Annotated in this window: 14 protein-coding genes and 1 pseudogene; 5 read left to right on the top strand and 10 right to left on the bottom strand. The window is 74.8% G+C overall.

Translation table 11 applies throughout. The features are described 5' to 3' along the window. Nucleotides 1–90: 90 nt before the first annotated feature. Nucleotides 91–1,491, bottom strand: a complete 1,401-nt coding sequence (locus ACGFQC_RS12685) for a S1 family peptidase (RefSeq protein WP_363090063.1) — start codon at nt 1,489–1,491, stop codon at nt 91–93. 141 nt (nt 1,492–1,632) lie between these two features. Between ACGFQC_RS12685 and ACGFQC_RS12680 the strand changes: the two are divergent. Together ACGFQC_RS12680 and ACGFQC_RS12675 are read left to right on the top strand one after the other, a co-directional pair. Then, nucleotides 1,633–1,953: pseudogene (locus ACGFQC_RS12680) on the top strand (hypothetical protein); the annotation flags it as partial. Further along, nucleotides 1,905–2,291: a PPOX class F420-dependent oxidoreductase gene (locus ACGFQC_RS12675; RefSeq protein WP_363090062.1), complete on the top strand. Its 387-nt coding sequence runs from the start codon at nt 1,905–1,907 to the stop codon at nt 2,289–2,291. The pseudogene ACGFQC_RS12680 and the gene ACGFQC_RS12675, both read left to right, overlap by 49 nt. Nucleotides 2,292–2,339: 48 nt before the next feature. Here ACGFQC_RS12675 and ACGFQC_RS12670 read toward each other — a convergent pair whose 3' ends face one another. From ACGFQC_RS12670 to ACGFQC_RS12655, 4 genes are all read right to left on the bottom strand, one after another. After that, the gene (locus ACGFQC_RS12670; protein ID WP_363090061.1) at nt 2,340–5,159 is read right to left on the bottom strand and encodes a hypothetical protein; all 2,820 of its coding nucleotides are present in this window, start codon (nt 5,157–5,159) and stop codon (nt 2,340–2,342) included. A 210-nt stretch (nt 5,160–5,369) separates the two neighbouring features. Beyond that, nucleotides 5,370–5,786 carry a zinc ribbon domain-containing protein gene (locus ACGFQC_RS12665; RefSeq protein ID WP_363090060.1) on the bottom strand — a complete coding sequence of 139 codons (417 nt, stop codon included), beginning with the start codon at nt 5,784–5,786 and terminating at the stop codon, nt 5,370–5,372. Nucleotides 5,787–5,950: 164 nt separating this feature from the next. Further along, nucleotides 5,951–6,676, bottom strand: a complete 726-nt coding sequence (locus ACGFQC_RS12660) for a TetR family transcriptional regulator (protein ID WP_363090078.1) — start codon at nt 6,674–6,676, stop codon at nt 5,951–5,953. 130 nt (nt 6,677–6,806) lie between these two features. Continuing rightward, a complete protein-coding gene (locus ACGFQC_RS12655) occupies nt 6,807–7,655 on the bottom strand; it encodes a bifunctional methylenetetrahydrofolate dehydrogenase/methenyltetrahydrofolate cyclohydrolase (RefSeq protein WP_363090059.1) in 849 nt (282 codons plus the stop codon). Between the two features lie 220 nt (nt 7,656–7,875). On the opposite strand from ACGFQC_RS12655, the gene ACGFQC_RS12650 reads away from it, so the two are divergent. Together ACGFQC_RS12650 and ACGFQC_RS12645 are read left to right on the top strand one after the other, a co-directional pair. Further along, nucleotides 7,876–8,703 carry a hypothetical protein gene (locus ACGFQC_RS12650; protein ID WP_363090058.1) on the top strand — a complete coding sequence of 276 codons (828 nt, stop codon included), beginning with the start codon at nt 7,876–7,878 and terminating at the stop codon, nt 8,701–8,703. 80 nt (nt 8,704–8,783) lie between these two features. Then, nucleotides 8,784–9,422, top strand: coding sequence for a peptidoglycan-binding domain-containing protein (locus tag ACGFQC_RS12645; RefSeq protein ID WP_363090057.1), 639 nt, complete (start codon nt 8,784–8,786; stop codon nt 9,420–9,422). 6 nt (nt 9,423–9,428) lie between these two features. On the opposite strand, the gene ACGFQC_RS12640 is transcribed toward ACGFQC_RS12645, so the two are convergent. The 5 genes from ACGFQC_RS12640 to ACGFQC_RS12620 form a co-directional block, all read right to left on the bottom strand. Continuing rightward, nucleotides 9,429–11,852, bottom strand: a complete 2,424-nt coding sequence (locus ACGFQC_RS12640) for a SpoIIE family protein phosphatase (RefSeq protein WP_393288143.1) — start codon at nt 11,850–11,852, stop codon at nt 9,429–9,431. A 64-nt stretch (nt 11,853–11,916) separates the two neighbouring features. Next, a complete protein-coding gene (locus tag ACGFQC_RS12635) occupies nt 11,917–12,291 on the bottom strand; it encodes a hypothetical protein (RefSeq protein WP_363090055.1) in 375 nt (124 codons plus the stop codon). A 327-nt stretch (nt 12,292–12,618) separates the two neighbouring features. Continuing rightward, nucleotides 12,619–13,542, bottom strand: a complete 924-nt coding sequence (locus tag ACGFQC_RS12630; RefSeq protein WP_363090054.1) for a MurR/RpiR family transcriptional regulator — start codon at nt 13,540–13,542, stop codon at nt 12,619–12,621. A 320-nt stretch (nt 13,543–13,862) separates the two neighbouring features. Beyond that, on the bottom strand, nt 13,863–15,785 hold the full coding sequence (locus ACGFQC_RS12625; RefSeq protein ID WP_363090053.1) for a phosphatase PAP2 family protein: 1,923 nt from the start codon (nt 15,783–15,785) through the stop codon (nt 13,863–13,865). Between the two features lie 379 nt (nt 15,786–16,164). Further along, entirely contained in the window at nt 16,165–17,073 is a 909-nt protein-coding gene (locus tag ACGFQC_RS12620; protein ID WP_363090052.1) for a BadF/BadG/BcrA/BcrD ATPase family protein, read from the bottom strand. A gap of 348 nt (nt 17,074–17,421) precedes the next feature. Between ACGFQC_RS12620 and ACGFQC_RS12615 the strand changes: the two genes are divergently transcribed. Beyond that, nucleotides 17,422–18,555 (top strand): ROK family protein, encoded by a 1,134-nt coding sequence (locus tag ACGFQC_RS12615; RefSeq protein WP_363090051.1) that lies wholly within the window; start codon nt 17,422–17,424, stop codon nt 18,553–18,555. Nucleotides 18,556–18,784 lie beyond the last annotated feature (229 nt).

The following is an 18,784-nucleotide window of genomic DNA, read 5'->3' as shown; positions in this document are numbered from 1 at the left end:
GGCGCCCGGCGTCACCGTGCTTGCCGGCACTGTGCCCTGCGTCACTGAGGGGACGTCACCGGGCCCCGTGCCACCGTGCCCTGCGTCACCTCACCCCCAGCTCGCCGAGTACTGCCGCTGGTACGCCTTGCGGTCCTGCTCCGCCCGGATGTACCGGGTCGCCACCAGCGCGACCAGACTGCCCGCGATCACCAGCAGGCCGGGCCCGATGTTGCGCGGATCGGTGAGCCGCGCCGCCAGCGACACCGCGTCCGTGCCACCCGTCACCGGCGTCGTCGAGCCCGGCGTGACCGACCCCGGGGCCACCGCCGCCTGTGTCGGCGACGACGACGGCTCGGGAGCGCCCTCGGACGGCGCGGGCGAGGCGCCGTTTCCCGCGGCGTCGGACGGCGCCGCCACGATCAGCTGCACCCCGAGCTGCGCCAGCGCCTTCGTCACCGGCTGGAAGAAGGTCGTACCGCCCGTCGTGCAGTCACCGCTGCCGCCCGAGGTGACGCCGAGCGCGATGCCCTCGGAGAACATCGGCCCGCCGCTGTCGCCGGACTCGGCGCACACGGTCGTCTCGATCAGCCCGGAGACGGTGCCCTCCGGATAGTTGACCGTCGCGTCGAGGCCGGTCACCTCGCCGTCGCGCAGGCCGGTCGTGCTGCCGCTGCGGAACACCCGCTGCCCCACGGCCGCGTCGCCGACGCCCGTGATCCGCACGCCGTTGCCGTCGCCGACGGCCACGATGTCCGCCCCCGGGCCGGCCTCCCCGCCGGCGTACTGCACGAGCGAGAAGTCGGAGCCGGGGAACGCCGAGTTGACCGTCCGGCCCACCTGCCGGGTGCCCTGGTCGTCCGCGAACCAGCTGGACCCGGCGGGGCCGCAGTGTCCGGCGGTGAGGATGAAGTCGTCCGACCCGTTGGTCACGTTGAAGCCCGCCGAACAGCGCCCGCCGGTCGACAGGATGGGCTGGGCGCCGTTGAGCCGGGTGGTGAAGGTGCCCTCGGTGCGCTCCATGCGGACGAAACCGCCGATGCCCGACGCCACGTCCGTCATCCGCCCCCAGTCGGAGGCGGACACGGTGCTGTCGCCGCGCACGACGACCTGGTTGGACTTGTAGTCCATCACCCACGCGGTGCCGGCCACCCGGGGCGCCGAACGCAGTGCCGCCGCCGCCGACTTCAGCTCGTTCATGCTGTGCCCGACCACCTTCGCCTCGGCGCCCGCCGCGCGGACCGTCGCGGCCGTGGCCTCGTCGGTGACCGCGACGACCGGACGCCCCGCCGAGTCGACCCAGGTGCCCGCCGTCCGCGAGGTGCCGAGCCGCTTCACCAGATCCGCGCCGGTGCTCGCGACGGACCGCGCCGCGCCGTCCGGCACGGTCGCGGTGGCGGGCGTCTCGCTCGCCATGGCGGCCTGCGTGACCATGGCACCCCCCAGGAGGAGCCCGCCGACGGCCGCCAGCCGTGTCGCTCGCCTGACGATCCGTCGTCGTACGTGCCTCATGCCTGGCTCCCGGGAACAGCGAACGCGCGGTACCGACACCGCGGGGTCCTCCGGTCGTCGAGGACCCGCACTTCCTTACGTGCCGGGACCCGGCCGCGTTCAGCCCGGGAACGATCCCCTCACGGCTTGCGGGCCCGCCCCGCCGAACAACTGCCCGGAACCGGGCACCGGCCCGGCGGGGGGATGTCCCTGGCCTGGCCGCTCTGCCGGGCGCTCGGCCTCGCCGACGACCCGGCGCGGGTCTTCCTGGAGCGGGGCCGGGTCGCGCTCAGCCCCGGCCCGGACTTCGGAACCGGCGGCGCCGGGCACGTACGGCTGAACCTCGCGACCTCGCCCGACGTCCTCACCGAGGGGGTGCGCAGGACGACCGCCGCACTGCGCCGACCCCCGGCGCACGTGCCTACACTGCGGGCATGGACGACAAGGCGCTCGACCGGCTCGGAGCAGGGAAGTACCTGCTGATCACCAGCTATCGGAAGAACGGGACCGGGGTCGCCACCCCGGTGTGGGTGGTGCGCGACGGGGACGCCCTCGGTGCCTGGACGGTCGCCGACTCCTGGAAGGTGAAGCGGATCAGGGCCCGCGGCGACGTCATGGTCGGTCCCTGCGACGTGCGCGGCAACCCCACCGGGGAGCAGGTCCCGGCCCGTGCCGAGATCTGCGACGCGCGGACCACCGCCCGCTACCGCACCCTGCTCGCCCGCAAGTACGGCGCCCTCGGCCGCCTCACGCTGCTCGGCAGCAGGCTTCGGCGGGGCCCGGACGGCACGGTCGGGATCCGCGTGACCCTCGACGGCTGAGGGGCGGGGACCGTCCGGCCCCCGCCCCCCTGCCCGCGACCGCGCGGGCTACGGCGCGTCCGTCACCGTTCCGGTCCGGACGGGACGGCCGGGCAGCGGCTCGCCCTCGTCGTCGGCGAGCGCCAGGCGCACCGACTCGGCCGGCTCGGCCACCTGGTCCGCCACCGTCACCACGGTGAGGTCGGCGGTGGTGGTCCCGGCCGGGACGTTCACCCAGACCCACAGAACCGCCTGTGACAACGGGCGTTCTGGGTCGGGCAGTTCACCGGTCTGGTCCATCAGCCACCGCGGGTCGACGTCCTTGGTGGACAGCTCGGCGCCCTCGGTGACCGCGAGCACCCGCACCGGCTGCCAGAACTCCACGTCCGCGGGTTCGGACAGGGAGATCCGCCAGGCCAGCGTTCCGCCCTCGGCCACCCGGTCCGTGACCGGGGTCAGGGTCACCTCGGGCGCGGGGTCGTCGTTCTCCGCGGTGACGCCGCCCCGGTAGGAGCCGACGACGGCGCCGCGCACGGCCTTCGCGAGGAGGTCGTGCTGCTCGTCGTAGCCGAAGCGGGTGTCGCCCCGCACCTCGACCGGCACGTCGAGCGGGGTGGCGCCGGGCCGCACCGTGACGAGCCGGTCCACGGACCGGCCGGTGTCGGGGTCCAGGACGGAGAAGCGGACCGTGCCGCTGCCGTGCCCGGAGACCCGTACCGGGATGTGGTAGGTCCGGGTCCCGGAGTCGCCCTCCTTGACGGTGAGGCGCCCGATGTCGACGCGCGGCAGGGCCGCCGCCCGCACCGCGGGGCTACCGGGCGCCCAGCCCCAGGCGTCCATCAGCCAGGCCTTCCCGGACGCCGAACGCGGCGTCAGTTCCAGCGACCTGACGTGCCCGAGGTCGAGTCCGGCGCGGGTGGCCGCGGTCAGCGGGACGCGCACTTCGCGCGCCCAGTAGGAGGCGGTGCGCTCACTGCCGGGCAGCCCGTCGACCGTGATCCGGCCGAGCCGGGCCCGACGGCCCGCGGAGTCGGTGACCGACACGTCCAGCTCGGTGCCGGTCGTGTTCGGCGACACGAACACGCGCAGCGCCAGGCTCCCGGCGCCGGCGAGGGAGAGCGGCGCGGCCGGCCGGACGCGCGTCGTTGTGCCCGGTGCCGTCCAGTCCAGCGCCACCGCGCTACGGCCGGCCTCCTCGTCGGTCTGCCACCACGCGAAGTGGGGCGAGGACCCCTTGGTGCCGGCGGGCAGGCAGGCCTCGGCGGGGTCGGGGTCGACCGCCGCGCACAGCCTGCCGCCGGTCACCCGCACCCCGCCGTCGGGCAGGAACCCGGCCGTGCGGCGGGCGCCGACGGCGTGGGTCAGCACCCTGGCCGGGTCCGCGGACGGGGCGCGCCGCCCCGACCCGTCGAGCAGCGGGCGCACCCGGTCGTCACCGGCGACGAACAGCCGGGCCGCGGCGGCGATGTAGGTGGCGCCGGCCCGGTGCTGCTGGTCGGCGGTCAGCCGGGTCCGGGCGCCCGCGGAGCACACCGGGTCGGGCTGCTCCGGGTCCTCCCAGAAGTCGTCGGAGGAGGGCGCCTCGGACCGGCCGGGCGTCCACTCGGTGTTGAAGAAGTTGTGGTTCGCGCCGACCACGTACACGGCGCTGTGCAGGGCGGTGCCACGACTGACGCCGCGTGTGCCGTCGACGTACACCTCGCCCTGGAGGTCGGAGACGTCGCCGTCGCAGCCCGGCAGGATCGTCGCGGACGGCACGTCGGCGACCGGATTCTGGCCGAAGACCGTCGGTCCGATGAGGACGGTGCCGCGGATCTTCCAGCGGACCGGACCGCGGTGGCCGTCCTGGGCGGCCGGCGGCGGGTACAGGCTGTCCATCGCCGCCCGGTTGACGCCTTCGCCGCCGCGGGAGTGCCCGACGAGCAGGACGCGCGAGAGGTCGGCCGTCGGGACGCCGCGCACGGCCGCCGGGGCGGTGCCGGGGCGGGCGGCCCAGCCGGCCCATGTCGCCAGGTGCCGCCGCACCAGCGAGGACCGGGCCTGTGCGCCGCCGTCCTCGGCCTCCCAGTCCTGGCCGTTGATGCCGTTGGCGGAGATCGACACCGTCACATAGCCCTGGGAGGCGAGGAGTCGCTGGTCCTTCAGGTACCCCCGGTGGCTCGGTACCGCCTTCGTCCCGGCCGGGCAGGGCCAGTCGCCGGTCACGTCGTCGGTGCCCGGCTTGTAGCAGGTGCCGTGACGGCCGTGCAGGAAGAGGGCGAGGGGCCGCTTGCCGGTGGCGCCCCGGGGCGCGACGACCACGGCCCGCATCTCGACCGGCGCGGCGAAGCCGGGCAGCTTCACCGGGTCGAGGCCGTACTCGCCGGTGAGCGTGCGGTACGCGCCCGGCCTGCCGGGGTCCACCGGGTTCGCCGGGAGCGCCGCCGGGGGCTGCGCGGCGGACGGCGCGTCGCGGTGTCTCCTCGCGGCCTGGCCGGCCGGCGCGTCCAGCCGGCGTCCGCCCGACAGGACCTGGAGGTCCCTCAGCGGCGCGTCGCCGACGGCGTCGAGGGGCAGCCGGAACGTGCGGCCGTCGTCCTCCCGCTCCGGGGCGCCGAGCACCCGCTCGCCGGCGCGGAACTCCACGCGGGCGTCGCCCATGGGCACGGGGGTGGGGGAACGCCACACCAGCTCGCGCGCGGCTCCCCCGCCGCCGATCCGCCAGCCGGGCGGCAGACCGCTGTCGGAGGACACGGTCGACGTTCTCGTCTCGGCCGTTCTCGTCTCGGCCGTTCTCGTCTCGGCCGTTCTCGTCTCGGACGGTTGCTGGGCTTGTGCCAGTCCCGGTGTCGCCGCCAGGGCCGCGAGCGCGGCCACGGCGGTGACACCTATTCGCCGGGCACGGATCAAGGGTCCACTCCTCAACGTTCGGAGCGCGGGGGCCCGTCCGTATCCGGAGCCCCTCACGCCACGAAGGAAGGGAAAGAGGACCTGTGGGTTGCCTGTGCGACCGTTGCGTGTCGCATTTTGCCCGTGCGGGGGCAGGAATCCGGTCACCCGTGACTGCCCGTGCCGTGAACGTACTTGACCGGCCCGTCCGCGAGCGGGCGCAGCGAGGGGTCAGTGCCAGGCCCGGTACGGCTCGTCGAGCAGCTGGAAGACCGGCTCCCCCCGCACCGGGTCCTTGGCCGTGGACAGCCGGACCCGGTCGCCGCTGTGGATGCCGATGAGCGGGCCCGTCACCCGGCCGCGCACCACGAAGCCCTCGGCCATCTCGACCAGGGACACGTTGCGCGCGGACGGGGTGTTGCGGTGCACCACTGTCGCGTGGCGGACCGTACCCGTGCCCTCGCTGCGTTCCGTGCGCAGGTCGCTGCCCTGGCACACCGGACACAGCAGCCGGTGGTACATGGCGGTGCCGCACCAGGTGCAGCGCTGGAAGAGGATCGCGTCCGTGTCCGTGGCGGCCCTGCGGTCGAGGAGGCTCGCCGAGGTGCCCGCCGCCTGCTGAACGGCGCTTCCTGAGTGGTGGTACACGCTGGTCAACTCCCTGCACTTCGGCCGGAATGCGCCGTGCGCGGCTCACCCGGGCACGGGCGTGCGCGGTTCGCCGTGCCACCGTGCACGCCCACAGGGTATGGCACTCAGTGCCACCCGTAAAGGCACTGCGTACCCCCAATCTGGCGGGGCCCGTTGCCGCCCTACCCGCGCCCGAGGGTCGTCTCGATCTCCTGCACCACCCGCCACAGGGGCGCTCCGCGTCGCGACACGACGACGACCACGTCCTCCGGGTGTGCGGGCCCCTCGACGCCCCCGGGGTGCCCGGGGCGCTCCGGCCGCTCCGGCGCCGTGGCGGCGGGCGAGGCGGCGGGCGGGTCGCCGAACGCGGACTGCACGTAGCCGAGGGCGTGGTCCACCGTCGTGCTCGCGTCGCCCGTGCCGTCCGAACGCAGCCAGGAGCGCAGCGCGTTGTTGTGGGCGGCGACCACGGCGGCCGCGATCACCTCGGCCCGCAGGTTTCCGTCGGGCCGGCCGGTGAAGCTGCCCCGGAGGTACTCGGCGAGGGCGCGCTCGTAGCGCCACACCACCGACAGCTCGTACGCGCGCAGTCCCGGCACCTGTTTGGTGAGCAGGTAGCGCTGCACGGAGAAGGAGGGGTTCTCGGCGTACATCCGCAGCACGAGCCGGGCGGCGTCGCACACCCGGCGCACCGGCTCGTGTCCCTCGTCGCTCGCGGCGAGGAAGGCGGTCATGTCGGCCAGGCAGCGCTCGTGGTCGGGGAAGACCACGTCCTCCTTGGAGGGGAAGTAGCGGAAGAACGACCGTCGTCCCACCCCCGCGAGGGCCACGATGTCGTCGACGGTGGTCTGTTCGTAGCCCCGCTCCAGGAAAAGCCGGAAGGCCGCCGCGACCAGGGCGTCCCGCATGGGCGGCTTGGCGCCGGCCGCCTCGGCGCTGTCACTGGAGCTCATGGCAGGGAACGTAACACCCGGTCGACAACGATGGCACTCAGTTCCCTCTTCCGGGGAACCGAGTGCAGTCGCCGGGGTGACGCCGTCAGAACCGTTCGGCCGCCTCGACCACGTTGGTCAGCAGCATCGCCCGCGTCATCGGGCCGACCCCGCCGACCGGCGGCGCGAACGACCCCGCGACACCGCTCACGTCCGGGTGGACGTCACCGAGGATGCCCTCGACGGTGCGGGTGAGACCGACGGACAGCACGGTGGCGCCCGGCTTGATCCAGTCCGGCGTCACCATGTGCGCGACCCCGGCCGCAGCGACGACCACGTCCGCCACGCGCGCGTGCGCGGCGACGTCCTGGGTGGCCTCGTGGCACAGGGTCACGGTGGCGTGCTCGGAGCTGCGGGTCAGCATCAGGCCCAGCGGCCGGCCCACCGTCACCCCGCAGCCGATGACGCAGAACTGCTGGCCGGTGATGGCCACGTGGTTGCGGCGCAGCAGATCGATGATGCCGCGCGGGGTGCAGGGCAGCGGCGCCGGTATGCCGAGCACCAGCCGGCCCAGGTTGGCCGGGTGCAGACCGTCGGCGTCCTTCACCGGGTCGATCAGCTCCAGCACGGCGTGCGTGTCGATGTGCGCGGGCAGCGGGAGCTGCACGATGAACCCGGTGCACGCCGGGTCGGCGTTCAGCCGCAGCACCGCCGCCTCCACGTCGGCCTGCGAGGCGGTGGCGGGCAGCTCGACGCGGATCGACGCGATGCCGACCTGGGCGCAGTCGCGGTGCTTGCCGCCGACGTAGGAGCGGCTGCCCGGATCGTCGCCGACGAGGATCGTGCCGAGCCCCGGGGCGATGCCGCGCTCCTTCAACGCCTGCACGCGCAGGGCGAGTTCGTTCTTGATGTCGGCCGCGGCGGCCTTGCCGTCCAGGAGTGTTGCGGTGGTCACGAAAGTCGCGAGCCCTTCAGGAGTACCGAAGACGTACAGCGGAGACGACGGGGGGAGACGACGCTGTCCCGGACCGGTTCCTACGGTCCGATACCCGACCCCGTCATCGTACGTCCCGCCCGCACCGGACCCGCCCCGACGAGGACGCCCGCCACCGGGCCCCGGGCGGAACCTCCCCCGGCCCCCGACGTACGCTGCCCGCACCGCCGAGGAGTCCCGCATGTCCGCCGTCCGCCGCCGTCTCCTCTACGTCACCGACCTCGCCTACGAGGCCCGCGGGCGCCGCTACGGCGACGAGGACGTCTTCCTCACCTCCCGGCTGCGCGCCCACTTCGACCTCGCCCTGTGCCACCCCCGGGAGGCGGCCGCGCTGATGGACGCCTTCGACGCCGTCGTCGTCCGCAACAGCGGCCCCGTCCTCGGCTACCGCGAGGAGTACGACGCCTTCCGTGAGCGGGCGCTGAGCGCCGGCACCCGCGTCTACAACCCGCTCACGGGCCGCGCGGACATGGCGGGCAAGCAGTACCTCCTCGACCTGAGCGCCGCCGGTTTCCCGGTGATCCCCACCGTCGACCGCCCCGAGGACCTGCACCTGCTGCCCGAGTCCGACCGCTACGTGGTCAAGCCCAAGCTGGGCGCCGACTCCATGGGCCTGCGGATCGTCGGCCCCGACGCCCTGCCGGCCCTCGCCGACGGCGCCACCCTCGTCCAGCCGTGCGTCGACTTCGTCCACGAGATCTCCTTCTACTTCGTCGACGACGACTTCCGGTACGCCCTGTACGCCCCGCACCCCGACCGGCGCTGGCAGCTGGAGCCGTACGACGCCACCGCGCGGGACCTGGAGTTCGCCCGCCGCTTCGTCGACTGGAACGGCCTCCCGCACGGCATCCAGCGCGTCGACGCCTGCCGCGCCCCGGACGGCGAGCTGTTGCTGGTCGAGCTGGAGGACCTCAACCCGTACCTCTCCCTGGACGTCCTGGACGACAGGACGCGGGACGCCTTCGTCGCCGCCGTGACCCGTTCCCTGCACGGCTTCCTCGCCGGCTGAACCCCGCCGCCCCCGCGCCCGTATCCCTCCCCGGGAACGCGGGGAGACCCGTACGGAACCCGGTACGGAGGGAGAGCAGCGTGCCGACAGCGGACGAGCCCGGAAAGCCGCACGAACGCCCGGTCCTGGAACCCGTCCGGGTCCTCAGACCGCGCAACACCGACGCCCTCGCGGAGCTGTTCCGCGAACTGACCGACGATCCCGACGGCGTCGGGGCCACCGCGGGCTACGAAAGCGTCCCCCTGCCGGCCGGGGAACGGACCCAGGAACTCCCGCCGGTACCGGTCGCGAAGCCGCCCGCCGCCCGCGGTCCCGGACCCCGCCGGGCCGCCGTCGCCGCGGCCGCCGTGCTCACGGCGGCGCTCGTCGGGTTCGGCTGCGCCCTCCTGCTGCCGGACGGCGGCCGGGAGACCGCCGCCCGGACCCTCCCGGGCGCCACCACGCCCGTCACCACCGTGCCCGTCACCACCGTGCCCCCGGCCGACCCCGACGGCCCCGGCACCCTGCGCGAGGGCGCCGCCGGCCCCGAGGTCGCCGACCTCCAGCAGCGCCTGCGGCGCATCCCGAACGTCTACGACGACGGCGCCACCGACGGCCGCTACGACACCGTCCTCACCGAGGCCGTGGCCCGCTTCCAGCTCTGGTACGGCATCCGCGGCGACGAGAGCGGTGTCTACGGCGACGACACCCGCCGCGACCTGGAGTCGCGCACCGGCTGACCCGCCCTATGCCGCCGGGTGTTCGTCCTCCTGGGGCACCCGGATGTCCAGCACGCACACGTCGTCCCGCCGCTCCGGCTCCAGCAGCGCCCCGAGCAGCCGGTCCGAGCCGCCCCCGTCCGGCAGTACGGCGGCGCGGGCCAGCCGCTCCAGGCCGCGGTCGATGCACTCGGAGGGCCGCTCGACGAGGCCGTCGGTGTACAGCACCAGGCGGTCGCCGGGCGCGAGGCGGCACTCGGACTCCTCGTAGCGCGCGGTGTCGGTCGCGCCGAGCAGCATCCCGAAGGGCCGGTCGAGGTAGCGGGCCTTGCCGTCCCGCACCAGCAGGGGCGGCGGATGGCCGGCCTGCGCCCACACCAGCCGCCGTTCGCGGGGGTTGTAGCGGGCCAGGACCATGGTCGCCGTGCCCTGTGGATCGCGGGAGTGCAGCAGCAGGGCGTTGAGCCGGGCGAGCGCGCCGGTCAGCGACGAGCCGGTGATGACCATGCCCTTGGCGGTGAAGCGCAGCAGGGCCATCGCGGCGACCGCGTCGACGCCGTGCCCGGCCACGTCGCCCACCACGAACAGGGCGTCGCCGTCGGGCAGTTCGATGGCGCTGAACCAGTCGCCGCCGACGTTGAGGCCCGACTGGGCGGGCAGGTACGCGATGTCGACCCGCAGTCCCGAGAGTTGTACGGGCTGCTTCGGCAGCGGCAGCAGCGCGTCCTGGAGCCGGGCCGCCATCGTGCGTTCGGCCTGCAGCACGCCGTGCTGGGTGAGGATGGCCCGTTCGCTGGCGACGAGGGCGAGTTCGGCGCTGCGTTGTGCGGTGATGTCCTGGACGAAGCCGTGGACCTCGACCGGGGTGCCCCGGTTGTCCGGCACGGCCTCGGCGACGACCCGCAGATGTCTGGTCCCGTCGCGGGTGGCGATCCGGAACTGCACGTCGCACGGCCGCCCCTCCAGCATCAGCTCCGTGACGGCGCGGGCCACCGCGGGCATGTCCTCGGGCAGCGCCAGGCTCGACAGCTGCGGCAGCGGCACGGCGCCCTGTGCGGGGTCGCGGTCGAGGATGGCGAAGACCTGGGAGGACCAGTTCACCTCGCCGGTGACCAGGTGCCAGTTGGCCCAGCCGAGGTTGCCGAGTCGCTGCACGTCCGCGAGGCGCTGTTCCTGCCGGTCCGAGGGGGCGTGCCGGATCCAGTTGAGGACCAGCCCGTCGCCCAGCCGCGCCACCCGCGCCGAGTAGGTGGCCAGCTCGCCGACCCCGGCCACGACGTGCTGCTGGGCGAACGGCTCGCTCTCGTAGGGCTGTCCGGACGTCAGGGTGTCCAGGCAGCCTTGCCACAGGGGTTCCCCGGCCGTCCCCGGCCAGCACTCCCGAAAGCGCAGACCGAGCAGTTCCCGGCCGCGGCGGCCGACGGTGTCGGAGGTGTCCGCGGTGGCGGCGTCGATGCGGAAGTCCTCGACGTCCCCGGACGGTGAGCGCAGCGGGGTGAGCAGTACCGAGGTCCCCGGGAGCCGTTCGAACACGGTCCGCACCGCGTCCGCGTCCGCGCCGATCGCGGGGTTCTGCCGGATGCCGAACATCCGCAGCGGCCCCGCGCACAGCCGGGCGGCGGCCAGCAGGTGCTGACGGACGTCGGGGGCGAACGGCTCCGCGCGGTGCCGGAACACGCCGATGGCGACGTCGGCGGACCGTGCCCCGTCGGTCACGGGCAGCCAGGCGCGGGTCGGCCACCGCTCGGCGGGTTCCCCGATCAGCTGGTAGCGCCACCGGTCCGCCTGCGCGTTCTCCAGCCAGCGCGCCTCACCGGAGTCGAGGACGTCCAGCGCGGCGATCCCGCTCAGCGGCGGCACCCGGCGCCACTGTTCGACGAGCACGTCGTCCACGCCCGCGTGCCCGACGAGTTCGAGTCCGCCCACCGGCAGCCGCGTGTAGATCATCACGGCCTCGGCCCCGGTGCCCGACGGGAGGTGGTCGAGCAGACAGCGGGCGAGGTCCTGCGGTCCGCCGACCCGGACCAGCGCCCGGGCGAAACGGGCCAGGGCCTCGCCGTCGGGTCCCGCGCCGTCCGGCGCGGGCGACGGCGGGCGGTCGGTGACGGCGTCGGCCCGGGGCGGCCGCACGGCCGTGCGGCCGGACGGGGCCAGGCTCCCGAGCGTGATCCAGCACTCCTCGAGCAGGGTCCGCCGGGAGTCCTCGGCCCGCTGCCGGAGCTCCTCGTGGGCGGCGTCCAGGGAGCAGCCGGTGCGGGCCATGAGGGCGCCCTTGGCGCGTTCCAGCACCACCGAGGTGGCGGCCGTCTCCTGGAGCCGGTCGAGCTCGGCGCGCTGGCGCGCCACGACCTTGGCCAGGGCGGCCAGATCGGGTACGGCACCGGCCTCGGGGGGCCGCGCGGCTTCGCTCGTCACGTCTTGAGGATCGCATACCGGCCGGGGTCCGGGCATGGCCTTCCGGCATCGCTCCCGCCAGCGGTGATGCCGGGCGGGGCGAGGAAGCGGAAGGTGTTCCTCAGCGTCCGGGGCCGCCCTCCACGAGCGCCTCGGAGACCGCGCGGACACTGCGGGCGATGTGCTGGAGCTGCATCACCTCGGCGGCGTACAGCTTGATCGTGTGCTCGATGACGGACTCGGGCAGACCGAGGCGCGGCAGGTCGGCGCGGGCGGTCTGGAGCGCGGTGCGGGCCACCCGGATCTCGTGCTGGACCTGGATCTGCGCATGGCGGGCGAGCAGCACCGGGTGGCGCAGCAGCGCGGGGTAGCTCGCATAGCGCGCGGGTACCAGCTCGCGCAGCCACTTGGCGGCGGAGCGTTCCCAGTCGTAGCTGCCGGGGGTCTTGACCTGGCACGGCCAGTCCGGGCTGATGCGCGTCGTCGTCAGGGGCATGGTGATCGCTTCCGGGTGTGTGTCGTCGTGACGGGTGGTCCGACGGTTCTGGGCGGCCCCGGCCCAGGGGATGACCGGGGCCGCCGCGGGCGCTCGCTCCGGCGAGGCCCCGGGCACCCTCGGCGCCGACGTGGGTAGGGGACGGCGGCTTCGGGTGCTCGTTCTGGTGCCCTTGGCGGGCGGGTGCGGCCGTCAGCAGTATTTATATATGCCGTTCGCTTTGCAAGGCGTATGAAAACATTCATACGCGATTTGTTCGCAATGATCCGCCGATGATTCCGAGGGGCGGGGGAGGCGGGGCTGGGGAAGCCGGCGGTCGGCGCCGGGTCAGTCCCGCAGGAAGAACTGGTGCTGTTCGGCGATCTGCTCGTACTCCTCCAGCCGCGCCTGGGTCCGTTCCGGACCGGCGTCCGTCATGGCCTGGAGCAGCGCCGCGGCCATCACGCCGGGGGCGGCGTAGGAGTCGAACACCAGCCGTGAGCCGGTCCCGGTGGCGAACGTGACGTCCGCCTCGTCGGCCACCGGACCCAGCGCCAGGTCGGTGACCAGCGCGACCTTGAGGCCGGCGCTGCGCGCGACCCGCACAGCGGTCAGCGTCTCCTGCGCGTGCCGGGGCATCGAGAACGCCAGCACCCACGTCCCGCCCGCCTCCCGGGACTGCAACAGGGCGTCGTACGCCACGCTGCCGCCCCGGGTCACCAGCCGTACGTCCGGGTGGATGCGGCGGGCCGCGTAGGCGAAGTACTCCGCGAGCGAGGCCGAGATGCGCAGGCCCAGGACGGTCAGCGGGGTGGAGGCCGACAGTTGCCGGCCCACGTCGATGACCCGGTCCGGGTCGGCGAAGTCACGGCGCAGGTTCTCCAGGTTCTCCAGCTCCGCGTCGACCGCCGCCTGGAGTTCGTTGCTCCGGTTCTCCTCGGCCGCCGCCGGACCGCCCGAGAGCGTGCCGAGCGCGATCGCCTGGAGCCTCTCCCGCAGCGCCGGATAACCGCTGAAGCCGACCGCCGCCGCGAACCGGGTCACCGAGGGCTGGCTGACCCCGACCCGCTCGGCCAGGTCGGTGATCGACAGGAACGCCGCCTCGGTGAGGTGCTCGATCAGGTACTGGGCGATGCGCCGCTGCCCCGGGGACAGGTGGGGCCCGTCGAAAAGCGCCCTGAGCCGGGAGGTCGCGGACACCTCCGCCTCCGGATCGGTCTTGCCCGAGGTGATCGTGGTCGCCTGTGCGCGTGCCTGCTGAGGCGATGGCACCGGTCCTCCTCCGTGTTCTCCCACGAGGCTCAACATAGCTCACGGACCGTGCCCGGCCGGGTGCGCGAGAGGGCGGGACCGGGCCCGGGAGAGGGCGGCGGACCGGAGGCGGGCGGGTCGCGCCACGAGGCAAGGCGCGCGGGCGGGAGGGGGCCGGGGGAGCGGAGCGAGAGGGTGCGGGCGGGGCGGGCGGGGGCGGTGCGGGGGAAGGGTCCGACGGCGTGCGGGCGGGAGCGATTCGCAGGTGCAGGTGCAGGTGCAGGTGCAGGTGCAGGTGCGGGCGTGGGCCCGCCGCCGGACCGCTCCCGCCCGTCAGGGCGTCAGCGCCGCTCGATGCGCACGGACAGACCGTCCGCCGTGTACACCGGCACGGCCCGCAGGTGGTCGGGGCCCGAGCTCAGCTCGACCCGGTCGAAGCGGCCGCGCAGCGCCGGGGTACCGATCACGCGGACGGTACCGCCCACGGCCGGCGGGTGTTCCTCGTCCAGGCGCAGCGACAGCACGCTGTCCGCGCCCAGCACGACCCGGCGCGTCACGGTCAGGACAGCCTTGTGCCGGCCCGCGCGCAGGGTCGGCTCCAGCGTGCCGGACTCCTGGGCGAACAGGCCGTGCACCTGGACCGGTTCGTCGACGCGGAGGGTCCCGCCCAGCACCCGGACGTCACCGTGGCCCAGTGCGTGCGCCGACGCCGACACCAGCACGCCGTCCCGCACGACGGTCCCGCCGGTGTACCGGTTGCGGCCGGTCAGGGTGAGCGTGCCGGTGCCCCCCTTCGTCAGACCGCCCCGGCCGCCGATGTCGTTGCGCCAGGCGTCGGCAGCCTGGAAGCCGCCCGCCGACGCGTCCGGGGCGACCGTCACGTCCGTGTCGAAGGAGCCGTAGCCGTCCGCGGCGGTGAACAGGTCCAGGCGGCCCCACTGCTCGAAGCCGTCCAGCAGGACGTACCCGGCGGGCAGTGCCGTCGTGCGCAGCACCTCGCGGCGCTGGGCCGCGGTCAGGTACGGCAGCCGTGTCTCCAGCAGCACCTCTGCGCCCTTGGGCACGGTGAGCGGCTCGTCGCGGCCCTCGCGGGTGAGCACGTACGTCAACCGGTCCCGCACGGCACGGTGGTTGGCGCTCCGGTCGGCGTAGCGGTCGCCGGCGTCGGAGTGCGCGTGGGCGTACAGGGTGTCGGCCGTGGTGCCGGTCCGCTGCGTGAAGTAGGCCAGGGCCTGCGCCCGCGCGGCCTTCTTCAGCTCGGCGTTGGCCGGGTCGGCCAGCGCGGCGGCGGCGAGGGCGGTGGCCATGACGCGCCCGCCGATGACGTCGACGGTGGAGTGCATGCCGGAGACGATCCGGGTGTGGCTCAGCTCGAAGGCGCGTGTGACCAGTTCCTGGAACCGCTCGGGCACCGCGTACGCGAAGGCCAGCGCGGCCAGGTGGAAGGCGTTGGTGTGCCCGCTGGGGAAGCCGCCGTCGTCGACGGGGGAGGTGCTGCGCTGGCGCAGCAGCTGGGTGACGACGACCACCTCCGAGTCGTAGACCGGGTAGCCGAGCGCGTCGGTGCGGCCGGTGTCGACGACCTCGCTGTCCTCGTTCATGCGCCACGGGCGCGGGTACTGGAAGGCGTACTTGCCGGGGTTGCCGGACGCGAACGGGCCGCGCACGGTGTCGACGAGCCTGGCCACCTGCCCGAGGTCGGAGGTGTGCGACCCGGCGCCGAGCGCGGAACCGGCCGGGGCGTCGGCGGGAACGGCGTCGCTGATCGTGGTCGGGGGAGTGGTGTCCGGGGCGGTGGTGATCGAGGTGACCGCTCTGGCACCCGCGCGGTAGAGGTCGGCGAGTGGGCCCAGGCCGCCGATCATCGCGTAGCTCTGGTGCTGACGGTCGTGGACGAACGCCTCCCTGGTCTGCGCCTCCGTGCGGGCGGCGGTGACGCGGGCGCAGTAGTGCATGTTGGCGCGCAGCACGTCGGGCCGCAACGCGGTGCCGGTGTTCCAGGCCGAGCCCGTCTTCCAGACCTGCGCCATGCCGCCGAGGACGCGCACCACGGCGTTGGTCCCGGGCGTGAGGTTCGCCATGACGTTGCTCTTGTAGTCGTCGACGAACGCCGGTGCGGCCGTGGCGGCCTTGGCGTCGGCGGCGGCGAGCCAGGAGACCAGGGTCGGGGCGGCGAGCAGCGCGGCGGAGCCGCCCAGCGACGCCTTGAGGAAGCCGCGTCGGTTCACGGCGGACGGCGTGCGGGGCCCGGCGGTTGACGGCATGGAGGTGCCTCTCTGGGATGGTTCGGCCGTGCGGCCGGGGAGGTCGGACGATCGGGTGCGGCTCTGGGCGGTCGTGTCGGTCCGTGAGCCGATCTGTGCGTACGTGTGAAGACCTACGGCCGTGTCGTGTCCCGTCGGCGAGGCTCCGGCGACCGCTGCGTGTCCCGCGGGTGAACGCGGCGCAGGGGTCCCGGGGCGTGAGCGTGCGGCGGAACGCGGTGCCGGGGTCCCCGCGCGTGAGCGTGCGGGCGGGGTGAACAGGGGGCGAACAGGGAGGCCGGGGAGACGGGGGCGCGACGAGGACTGCGGCGACCGCCGGAGCGCGGACGCCCCGTCACGACAGCCCCCGTCACGACAGCCCCCGTCACGACAGCCCCCGTCACGACAGCCCCCGGGCCAGCGCGATCGCCCCCTGCACGGGCGGTACCCGCAGCGCTCTCGCCCGGGCCCCCGGCAGGGTCTTCGCGAGTGCCGTGGTGAACGCCTCGAACAGCGCCGGTTGTGCGAGCACGGTGCCGCCCGCGACCACGACGTCGTCCACGACGACCCCGCGGGCGGCGAGCCGGGCGACCAGTGCGGCGAGCGCCCCACCGGCCCCGGTGATCACGGTGCGGGCGAGCGGGGAGCCGTCGGCGGCGGCCGCGAAGACGGCGGGGGCGTGCCCGCCCCATTCGGCGGAGAGGTCGGCGGCGGCCTCCAGCGCCGCGCCGAGCGCCGGCACCTCGGCCACCCCGAGCGAGTCGAGCAGCCCGCGCGCGAGGCGTTCGGGAGGCTCCCCGCGGTCGTGGGCGGCCAGGACCGCGCGGGCCGCCTCCCGCACCAGACCGGCGGCGCCGCCCTCGTCGCCGAGGACCGCCCCCCAGCCGCCCACCTGGACGGCGGTGCCGTCGGGCAGCCGGCCCACGGCCACCGAGCCGGTGCCGGCGACGAGGCCGACGCCCTTGTCGAGTCCGGCGGCGGGCACGAGGAGTTCGGCGTCGCCGACGATCCGTGCGGGCACGCCGAGCAGGGTGCTGACGGCGGCACCGATCGCGGCGCCCTGGCGGGGGGTCTCGCAGGCGTGGGCGCCCACGCCGAGGGCGGACGGGCGGGCGCCGGCGGGCAGTGCGTCGCGCACCAGCGCGGCCAGCCAGCCGGCGGCGGCGGCCGGGTCGTGCGGCCGCCAGCCGCCGCTGGCGCGGACGTGGTCGGCGACGAGGTCGCCGCCCGCGAGCGCGCGGAGATGTGTCTTGGTGCCGCCCACGTCGATGCCGACCAGCAGGGGGCACGCGGGAGGGGATTCCTGCACGGATCCTCTTTCGTCGTTGCGCTGGGCTGCGACGGCGGGCGAACCGTGTCCTGGGACAGGAGAAGAGCAGGAGAAGGGGAAGGTGGCGAAGCCCCGGGACGGGCCTCTGGCGGAGCACGGCAGGCGAGTACCGTGATGTTCGTTAGGAAGTTAACTAACGAAGTACAGTGCGTCAAGAGTCGTCGCGCGCTCGGGTCCGGGTGCGTTCCGGCCGGGCCGGGAACGTGCGACGCCGGCCCTTCCCCGGCCGTGTTCCGCGGGGCCGATCGCAGGGATGATCGCCTCCGTGAGCGCGGCCCGTGACCTGAGTGGCCCGTGACCTTGACTGGGGGAACCGTGGAACACGTCGTGGCAAGAGCCCCCCGCCTGACCGAGAGCGCGGGCGCGGTGTTCGCCGTGCTGGCCGAGGCGGGCAGCGCCACCCGGCCGCAGCTCGCGGCCATGGCGGGCCTGTCCAAGCCGACGGTGTCCTCCGCCGTCGCGGAGCTGGAGGGCGTCCGCCTCGCGGCCCACTCCGGCACCTCCTCCGGCGGTACGGGCCGGTCCGCGGCCGTGTACCGGCTCGGTCCCGCCGCCGGGGCCGTACTCGCCGTCGATCTCGGCCCGGCCCTGACCCGGGTGCGCGGCTGTGCCCTGGACGGCACGCCGCTAGCCGAGGCCACCGGCCCGCGGGCGGGCGCCGCCGACGTCGTACGGGAGGCGCTCGACGCGCTGCCGGCGGACGCCCCGCTGCGCACGATCGTCGTCGCCGTGGGCGATGTCACCGCGCTCGGGGAGCGGGGCGGCGGCATGCGCCCGGCGACGGCCAAGGCCGGTCCGCTCTTCGACGCCGTGGCCGTGGCGCTGCCGCCGGGGGTGCCGGTCCACCTGGAGAACAACGTGAACTGCGCCGCGCTGGCGGAGCTGCACGAGGGTGCGGCGCGGGGCCGGCACACCTTCGGCTACCTGCGGATCGGGGTCGGCATCGGCCTCGGCATCGTGGTGGGCGGACGGGTGCTGCGCGGGGCGAACGGGGCCGCCGGAGAGCTGGCCCGGCTGCCCTACCCCTGGGCCGACGGCCGCGAGCCGCGGCACGAGGCCCTGGAGGAGTACATGGGCGCCCGCGCCCTGCTGCGGCGTGCCGCCGAGGTCTGGGGCGAGGACGACGGGCCGTGTCCGCGCACCACGGACCGGCTGCTCGCCCTGGCCGGGAAGGGCAGCGCCCCGGCCCGCGCCGTCCTGGACCGGCACGCCGTGGACGTGGGGCGGCTCGCCGCCGCCGTGATCGCCGTACTGGACCCGGGGCTGGTCGTGCTCGGCGGCAGCACCGGCGCCGACCCGCGGCTGCTGCCCGGTGTGCGGGCAGAGGTGGAGCGGCTGAGCTGGCCCACCGAGGTGGTCAGCAGCACCGTCGGTGACCTGGGCACCGTCGTCGGCGCGGCCCGGCTCGCGGTGGCCCGGGGAGTCCAAACCGTGACCGAGGCGGCGCGGACGAAGGATTGACGGCCTCCGACTCGGTCTGCCAATGTCCGGACAAGCGCTTTCTAAGTCGGCCGGGACGTCGACTTGGGGGAGGCGTCCCGCCCGTACCCGAGGTACGGCAGCCGCACGAGGGCGTGCTCGTGTGACGACGGCCATGGCAGCCGGGGATCCCCACCCGTCAGGATGGCGCGGCCGGGCGAGGCCGCACTTCCGGAAGGCGTCATTCCGAGCAGCATGCCCGTGCCGCATC

This window comes from Streptomyces sp. NPDC048734 (assembly GCF_043198675.1).
Classification (GTDB): Bacteria; Actinomycetota; Actinomycetes; order Streptomycetales; family Streptomycetaceae; genus Streptomyces.
Note: the sequence above shows the minus strand (reverse complement) of the source record. Positions and strands in the feature narration are given on the sequence as shown.